The sequence below is a fragment of the Colwellia sp. C1TZA3 genome (assembly GCF_007954265.1).
Classification (GTDB): domain Bacteria; phylum Pseudomonadota; class Gammaproteobacteria; order Enterobacterales; family Alteromonadaceae; genus Cognaticolwellia.
Map to the genome: position 1 here is coordinate 86,500 of NZ_VOLS01000009.1, position 8,942 is coordinate 95,441.

General features: G+C 40.1%; 4 protein-coding genes and 3 tRNA genes. 4 read left to right on the forward strand and 3 right to left on the reverse strand.

The genetic code is table 11. From position 1 onward, the window contains the following. The first annotated feature begins 22 nt into the window (after positions 1-22). Complete coding sequence (locus ESZ39_RS04555) at positions 23-925, forward strand: FAD:protein FMN transferase (protein WP_223270234.1); 903 nt, start codon at positions 23-25, stop codon at positions 923-925. Positions 926-1,440: 515 nt separating this feature from the next. Further along, entirely contained in the window at positions 1,441-3,090 is a 1,650-nt protein-coding gene (locus ESZ39_RS04560; RefSeq protein WP_223270235.1) for a M28 family metallopeptidase, read from the forward strand. A 520-nt stretch (positions 3,091-3,610) separates the two neighbouring features. On the opposite strand, the gene ESZ39_RS04565 is transcribed toward ESZ39_RS04560, so the two are convergent. The 3 genes from ESZ39_RS04565 to ESZ39_RS04575 form a co-directional block, all read right to left on the reverse strand. Further along, positions 3,611-3,686 (reverse strand) — tRNA-Asn (locus ESZ39_RS04565). 57 nt (positions 3,687-3,743) lie between these two features. Beyond that, positions 3,744-3,819 (reverse strand) — tRNA-Asn (locus ESZ39_RS04570). Between the two features lie 70 nt (positions 3,820-3,889). Beyond that, a tRNA-Asn gene (locus ESZ39_RS04575) sits at positions 3,890-3,965 on the reverse strand. Positions 3,966-4,520: 555 nt separating this feature from the next. On the opposite strand from ESZ39_RS04575, the gene ESZ39_RS04580 reads away from it, so the two are divergent. Beyond that, positions 4,521-5,894: an MATE family efflux transporter gene (locus ESZ39_RS04580; RefSeq protein ID WP_146878606.1), complete on the forward strand. Its 1,374-nt coding sequence runs from the start codon at positions 4,521-4,523 to the stop codon at positions 5,892-5,894. Continuing rightward, entirely contained in the window at positions 5,894-7,894 is a 2,001-nt protein-coding gene (uvrB, locus tag ESZ39_RS04585) for an excinuclease ABC subunit UvrB (RefSeq protein WP_146878607.1), read from the forward strand. The genes ESZ39_RS04580 and uvrB overlap by 1 nt, the downstream gene beginning before the upstream one ends. Positions 7,895-8,942 lie beyond the last annotated feature (1,048 nt).

The window sequence follows — 8,942 nt, forward strand, 5'->3', positions numbered from 1 at the left end:
TAGCCAAATAAACGGAGAACACTTGAAGAAAAAGCCGGTTAGACAGGTTGAAATAACAGCAACGGATGACGGTCATTGCCTTAGTTTTCATGCCATGGCCAGCCCTTGTGAAGTACTAGTGGTGAGCAAGAATAACAAGCTTGCATTGACTTTAGGTAAGCTTGTTGCTGATGAAGTCTGGCGTATTGAAGATAAATATTCGCGCTATCAAGCCAGCAGTGTTTGTTCCGCTATAAATAATAGCGGCGGTCAGGCGTTAGCTATCGATCAAGAAACCTATTTGTTATTAAACTTTGCTGAGACCTGTTACCAACTTAGCAATGGTGTCTTTGACATCACATCAGGGGTATTACGGCAAGTTTGGCAATTTGATGGTAGCGATAATATTCCTCATGATACCGAGGTACAAAAAAGCTTAGAAAACATCGGCTGGCATAAAATTGCTTTTGATGAACAGCAAATAATCATGCCAGACAATATGGCATTAGACTTTGGCGGTATTGGTAAAGAATACGCAGTAGATAGAGCGATGATCATTGCCAACGAATTTACTCAATTGCCGCTACTAGTAAACTTAGGTGGAGATTTAGCCGCTAATAAACCACGTAAAACCAATGTGCCATGGCAAGTAGGTATTGAGCACCCAGGTTTTATTGAACGCAAGCCTATGGTGGTGAGTTTGTTAAAAGGGGCATTAGCCACTAGCGGTGACGCAAAGCGCTTTTTATTCAAAGATAACGTACGTTATAGCCATATTTTAAATGCTAAAACCGGTTGGCCAGTTGTGCAAGCGCCGCGCTCTATTACGGTAGTTGCGCCGCAATGTATTCAAGCCGGAATATTAGCGACATTAGCCTTAATGCAAGGACCGCAGGCGGAAAAATTTTTGACCGAGCAAGAGATTAAGTTTTGGGCTATTCGTTAATTTCCCTATTAATCAACTTGGTATTATACCCGTTCCATTAAGTTTGTGATCTTGTTGTGCGCAGGAAAAATAATTCAAGGCTGTGTTAACTAGTACAAGTGAGCAATAACTTAATGGGATTGGTATTACTACGCAAATTTATTGTTCCTCGCCACTGTCTTTATAAACCTAATAACAGATCAACTTAACCTTTCTATAACAGTGTTTAAAATAGCTGCGTTTAAGCAGCATTTACGGCACGTTAATACTTTGGGCTGGTAAATAGCCACAACCAGAATATCCGCTAAATAAAATTACCTTTCCTACATTTAATTAGCGAGTTAACTCGCTTGATATAATGGCTGAGTAACTGAAATACGTAGCTTGATTTTTAATGACTAATGCAACAAGCACATTGTATTTATTGGGTGTTTCTAGCGTTTTGTAAGGAATACCGTTAGTCTAATACAAAATTTAAATTCACCATTAATTTTATGACTTTTAAACTGTGGTGAATAAACTTTAGGAGAATTAAGTTGAGTTATATTCGTGAAAAACGTCAGCAAATACTTGTAGGTGCTGGCGCCTTATTACTGTCAATGAGCGCTTGTGCTCATGATAATTTTGATGAAGCTTATCAGTCGTTTGATATTGACGCGATAAAGGCTGATGTTAAAACATTATCGTCAGATAAATTCGCTGGCCGTGAACCATCAACTGAAGGTGAAATATTAACCACCAACATGTTGATTTCAAGATTCGAAAAACTAGGTTTAGCGCCTGGTAATGGCGACAGTTATCTTCAAGCTGTACCGATGAATAGTATAGTGAGTGAGCCTGTTGGCACTTTAACCATTGCCGATATAGCTTTTGATTTCCCTAAAAATTATGTTGCTAGTTCACGTCAAACACGTGAACAAATTAGCCTTGAAAACTCTGAGTTAGTTTTCGTTGGTTACGGTATTAACGCACCAGAGTATCAATGGAATGATTATAAAAATATTGATGTGAAAGGAAAGACTGTTGTCGTTTTAGTTAACGATCCAGGTTATGCCACACAAGACCCCGCATTATTTGATGGCAATACTATGACCTATTACGGGCGCTGGACTTATAAATATGAAGAAGCAGCCCGTCAAGGAGCTGCTGGCGCTATTATAGTGCATGAAACCAAACCGGCTAGTTACGGTTGGAATGTTATCGAAAGCAGCTGGACTGGCGCGCAATACCATCTACCGGCCAAAGAAGTGAATGAAGCCGTTGTTGATGTTGAAATGTGGATCAGCACAGACAAAGCAAACGAGTTAATGGCGAAAGCTGGTTTAGATTTTAATACCTTAAAAGCCAAAGCTCTGTCGAATGAATTTCAAGCTGTGCCACTTAAACTAAGCGCTAACATCAAAGTTAAAAATACTATTACAGCTTCAGTATCTAATAATGTCATCGCTACAATTCCAGGTCGCACGAGCCCTGATGAACATGTTATTTATATGGGACATTGGGATCACCTAGGCTCTACCATTATTGACGGTAAAACTCTTTTCTTTAATGGCGCACATGACAACGCGACAGGTACAGCGGGTTTAATGCATATTGCTAAAGCCTATAAAATGTTAGACAAAGTCCCTGAGCGTTCGGTCACTTTTATGGCGGCAACAGCGGAAGAGCAAGGGCGTTTAGGCTCACGTTATTTTGCAAATCACCCAACCATGCCATTAAATAAAGTGGTCGGTTTGATCAACATGGACAGTTTAGACATTTCAGGCTTAAAAACAGACTTAACCGTAGTGGGTTTTGGTAAGTCGGCACTTGAAGATTATTTAGCAAAAGCCGCTAAACGCCAAGACAGAACCTTAACACCAGAGCAAACTCCTGAACGTGGCTACTATTATCGTTCAGACCACTTTAGCTTAGCAAAGAAAGGCGTACCGGCATTAAGTGCTGGTGGTGGCTCTACTTGGCTTAACGCCGAGCAAAAAGCCATTGGTGAACAAGTGTCTGCTTTAGTGGCTAAGTGTTATCACCAAACCTGTGACGAATACAATGAAAATTGGGGCTGGCAGGGCATGATCGCAGAGCTGCAAGTTTTCTTTGAAACAGGCTATATGTTAAGTAACACAAAAGACTGGCCAAATTGGCGTGAAGGTAGTGAATTTAAAGTCGCTCGCGATGCCATGATGAAATAAGTTATACCAGTTCCATTAAGTTTGTGATCTTGTTGTGCGCAGGAAAAATAATTCAAGGTAAGGCGCTCGATTGAGCAGTAGCTGGCTATTGGGATTGAGAGCAACACAGCCTTGAGCTATTTTAACCAGTACAAGTGAGCAATAACTTAATGGGATTGGTATAAGATGGCGTTAATAAGACTATTCATATTTTTCTCATCGGGTTAATTGCACGTTTAACGGTTGACGGACTAAAGTCCGACCTACAAAAAATTGCCAAACGCTTGTTTATTATCAAGAGCACAGTCCGTTGCTTTACCAGCTGAGCTATTGCGCTATTGCTCGTCCATCAAATTCAAGGCGAAAAAAAACCTGCTTTAAAAGCAGGCTTCTTAATGTGGCTCCTCAACTTGGACTTGCACCAGGGACAAACGCTTGTTTATTATCAAGAGCACAGTCCGTTGCTTTACCAACTGAGCTATTGCTCGTCCATCAAATTCAAGGCGAAAAAAAACCTGCTTTAAAAGCAGGCTTCTTAATGTGGCTCCTCAACTTGGACTTGAACCAAGGACAAACGGATTAACAGTCCGTTGCTCTACCAACTGAGCTATTGAGGAATTGTTCTTTGTAATATAACCGCTAGCAATAAAATTGACAGCCATTATTTAATCATTTGGCTCCTCAACCTGGACTTGAACCAGGGACAAACGGATTAACAGTCCGTTGCTCTACCAACTGAGCTATTGAGGAATTGTTCTTTATTCTACTATTTTTAACTACAACCGCTAACAATTTACTTGATAGCCATTATTTAATAATTTGGCTCCTCAACTTGGACTTGAACCAAGGACAAACGGATTAACAGTCCGTTGCTCTACCAACTGAGCTATTGAGGAATTGTTTTGAAAGCCGCTAGTGGCTAACGGGGCCGAATACTAAAGGCCGCATGTCATACTGTCAACACAAAAGTTATAAAAAAATCATTTTATTGCTCGTTTGCTCAAATTGCAGGCATTGTTGATAACATTCCTTCATTTTATGATGAATAAACACTCAGCACTGAAAATGACAACTAAAAACAGAGTTATCCACTTTATCTGTGGATAACTATGTGAGTTAAAGTGTACGTTTACGTAAGGTAAACGGTAGAATGGGGCTTGTAGTCAAGTATAGTTTTATATAGCTAAGTTTAAATGTTATTTAATAACAAGTGGTTATCCTGATATCGTCGTGTTTTTGTCCATGCTCGTGTGTTTTTTGTGCAAGAGTGATGTTTTATACATTTTTGGTGTTTTCTGCACAGAGCGGCATAGTCTATTTTATTTCAGGTATATTATTTTTTCTTCAAGTTGTTACATTATTATCTGAAATAAAATATATACGTAGCGAGACCGATCACGATCTTTTACAATAGCAGGTGTATTCGACTTATCACTTACGTTCAAAAATTAATGATTAAGACTAAAAATATTCACCAAATAAATTTACTTGAAGATCCCGTAGGTCCAACGTTAAAAACAATGACTGTGCCGATGATTTATGGCCTGATTTTATTGATGACCTTTAATTTAGTTGACACTTTTTTTGTTGGGTTATTGGGCACAGAGCCCTTAGCTGCGATTAGTTTTACTTTTCCTATTACCTTTACCGTGATCAGTCTAACTATAGGCTTAGGCATAGGTACGTCAGCCGTTATTGCAAAAGCGCTAGGTAAAGGTGACAAAGTGTCGGCAAAAAACCTAGCAACCAGCGCATTATATTTGTCAGCCATTATTGTCGGTATGCTTGCGGTTATCGGTTATTTGCTGATTGACCAAACTTTTTTACTTTTAGGGGCTAGCGAAGCACTGCTGCCTTTAATTCATCAATATATGGATCTCTGGTTTTTAGGTTGCATTTGTTTAATCGGTCCGATGATAGGTAACGCTATTTTGCGTGCTAATGGCGATACTAAAACACCTAGTATAATTATGGGTAGCGCCGGCTTAATAAATGCCGTATTAGATCCTATTTTTATTTTTGGTTTTGGTCCCGTACCTGCTATGGGTATTGAAGGTGCTGCCATTGCTACCTTAATATCTTGGCTATTTGGTTTAGGCTATGTTTTATATATTTTAGCGATTAAACGCGGTTTAATTCACAGCCACTTAATGACTATTAAGGACTTTATTTATTCGGCACGTGGTATTTTGCATATTGGCTTGCCTGCTGCGGGCGCAAATATGTTAACACCGGCTGCCTCCGCAGTATTAACCGCTATCGTAGCCAATTATGGCGCATCAGCCGTAGCTGCTTTTGGGGTGGGATCAAGAATTGAATCTATTGCCTGTTTGTTGGTGTTAGCGCTGTCGATGACCTTACCCCCCTTTATCAGTCAAAACCTTGGTGCTGGTAACATGAAGCGTGTTGAAGACGGCTACAAAACCTCAATTAAATTTGTTTTAGGCTTTCAGGTGCTTGTTTATGTTGTACTCGTGTTAGCTGCGCCGTTTATTGCCGACGTGTTTTCTAAAGAGCAAGCGGTTGCCGATATTATTAAACTTTTTATTTGGATTTTACCGTTAGGCTATGGCTTTCAAGGCGTTATTATATTAACAAACTCATCATTTAACGCACTGCACAGGCCTATAGTTGCGCTGGTGTTAAGTGTTATTCGTTTATTTATTTGTTATGTGCCGTTAGCTTATATTGGTAGTTTATGGTTTGGTATAGAAGGCTTTTTTATAGGAGCTTTACTTGGAAATGTGGTGATGGCGGCTATTTCTTATGGTTTGTTTAACAAGCAATGTGAAAAAGATCGTGTCACGGTAGAGGTTATTACTTAATGAAAGCGTTGAAAATACATTCAGATTATACGCCTAGTGGCGATCAACCTACGGCAATCGCAAAATTGCTCGATGGTATTGACTCAGGTTTAGCACATCAAACATTATTAGGGGTAACCGGCTCAGGTAAAACCTATACCATCGCCAATGTTATTGAAAAGCTCAATCGGCCCACCATGATGTTAGCGCCAAATAAAACCTTGGCAGCCCAATTATATGGTGAAATGAAAGATTTCTTTCCTGATAACGCCGTAGAGTACTTTGTTTCTTATTATGACTACTATCAACCAGAAGCCTATGTGCCAACAACCGATACTTTTATCGAAAAAGACGCCTCGATCAATGAACATATTGAGCAAATGCGCTTATCAGCAACCAAATCACTATTAGAGCGAAAAGACGTCATTATTATCGCCTCTGTTTCAGCAATTTATGGTCTGGGTGATCCCGAGTCCTATTTGAAAATGATGTTGCATATCAGTGTTGGCGACATTATTAATCAGCGTGACATTTTAAGGCGCTTAGCTGAATTACAATATGCACGTAATGACATGGCATTTCAGCGCGCAACTTATCGTGTGCGTGGTGATGTTATTGATATTTTCCCGGCTGAATCAGACCGCATGGCCTTGCGCATTGAGTTATTTGATGAAGAAATTGAGCGTATCAGCATATTTGACCCACTAACCGGCGCTGTTGATCGCACGGTTGCTCGCGTCACTATTTATCCTAAAACTCATTACGCAACACCACGTGAAAAAATAGTAGCCGCGGTTGAAAAAATAAAAATTGAATTAAAAGATAGAGCGACTCAACTTAAAGAAAACAACAAACTGATTGAAGAACAGCGCATAGTACAACGTACTCAATTTGATATTGAGATGATGACCGAGCTGGGTTACTGCTCAGGCATAGAAAACTATTCGCGCTATTTATCGGGTCGTGGCCCGGGAGAGGCACCACCAACATTATTTGATTACTTGCCCAGCGATGGCTTGCTGATCATTGACGAGTCACACGTTACCGTGCCGCAAATAGGCGCTATGTACAAAGGTGACCGTTCACGCAAAGAAAACCTGGTAGAATATGGCTTTAGACTACCTTCCGCGCTTGATAATCGTCCAATGAAGTTTGAAGAATTTGAAGCATTGTCGCCGCAAACCATTTATGTTTCTGCAACGCCAAGCAACTATGAACTTGAAAAGTCAGCAGGTGAAATTGCTGAACAGGTTGTGCGACCAACTGGACTGCTTGACCCAATCATAGAAGTTCGCCCAGTTGACACACAAGTTGATGATCTGCTGTCTGAAATTCGCAAACGAGTGAAGATTGATGAAAGAGTTTTAGCAACGACATTAACCAAACGTATGGCGGAAGACTTAACCGATTATTTAGACGAACACCAAGTTAAAGCTCGTTACTTACATTCCGATGTTGATACCGTTGAACGGGTAGAAATTATCCGAGATTTTCGTTTAGGAAAATTTGATGTGCTAGTCGGTATCAACTTACTGCGTGAAGGTTTAGATATGCCAGAAGTTTCCCTAGTGGCCATTCTTGATGCTGATAAAGAAGGCTTTTTGCGCTCAGAACGTTCACTTATTCAAACCATTGGGCGAGCGGCACGTAATATTAATGGCCGCGCGATTCTCTATGCTGGGCGCATCACCGGCTCAATGCGCAAAGCGATTGATGAAACCGACCGGCGTCGCGTTAAACAGCATCAATACAATCTTGATAACAACATTACCCCACGTGGTGTCAGACGTCATATTTCTGATGTAATGGACCTTGATGGTGGTAAAACCCGGGCAGCAGCAGCACTAAAAGCGGCCGAGCCGGCTTCAGAATATGAAACCTACACAACTAAACAAATTGATGCCAAAGTAAAAGAATTAGAAACAACCATGTTTAATCATGCGCAAAACTTAGAGTTTGAATTAGCCGCGTCAGTACGAGATAAAATTGCCAAATTACGCGATTTACAGTTGGCGACTTAGCGGGTGATAAAGCAATATTTATAAGGTTAATTATTCAATACCTATGTTAGCTGCATAGGTATTAATACTGACTGTAAAAATAACCAAGGCAACATAATTACCCGCAGGCCCTCTGTTGCCTTTACATGGGCCAATACAAACTTAATGTAGGTTGGGTTTCAGCCCATCAAGTTAAATGAAATTTAACCATTTTCGGTACAAATACAGATCAACAAAATAATACTCGCAACAAGTATTTTGCGCCCCATTAGGTTAATCGTCCGCTAAACAGTTGACGGACTAAAGTCCGACCTACAAAAAACTGTCAACGTGAGATTATCAGCCAACACAAGTTATCAGCTGTAGGCCCCGTTTAGGTTGGACTTCAGTCCATCAAGTTAAATGAAATTTAACCGGTTCAACATAAATACTAAAGGCCAACCGACAAAAAAGTTTTTGCAACAAATATTTTGCGCCCTATTAGGTTAATCGCCCGCTAAAAAGTTGACGGACTAAAGTCCGACCTACAAAGAAACTGTCAACGTGAGATTATCAGCCAACACAAGTTATCAGCTGTAGGCCCCGTGTAGGTTGGACTTCAGTCCATCAAGTTAAATGAAATTTAACCGGTTCAACATAATTACTAAAGCCCAACCGACAAAATAATACTCGCAACAAATATTTTGCGCCCTATTAGGTTAATCGCCCGCTAAAAAGTTGACGGACTAAAGTCCGACCTACAAAGAAACTGTCAACGTGAGATTATCAGGAAACACAAGTTATCAGCTGTAGGCCATGTGTAGGTTGGACTTCAGTCCATCAAGTTAAATGAAATTTAACCGTCTCAACATAAATGCTAAAGGCCAACCGATAAAATAATACTCACAACAAATGTTTTGCGTCCCATTAGGCTAATCGCCCGCTAAACAGTTGACGGACTAAAGTCTGAGGAATCCCCACAAGTTTAACGAGTAAGCGCTTGATATCTGGTAATATGTTAATCACCACAAAAAACAAATAAACCAAATACAAGCGCTATGCCTACATTATCAGACTTATTCTCTTCCAA

Coding starts and splice junctions, on each gene's coding strand:
- uvrB (WP_146878607.1), top strand. CDS start 5,894: ATGAAAGCGTTGAAAATACATTCAGATTATACGCCTAGTGGCGATCAA.
- ESZ39_RS04580 (WP_146878606.1), top strand. CDS start 4,521: ATGATTAAGACTAAAAATATTCACCAAATAAATTTACTTGAAGATCCC.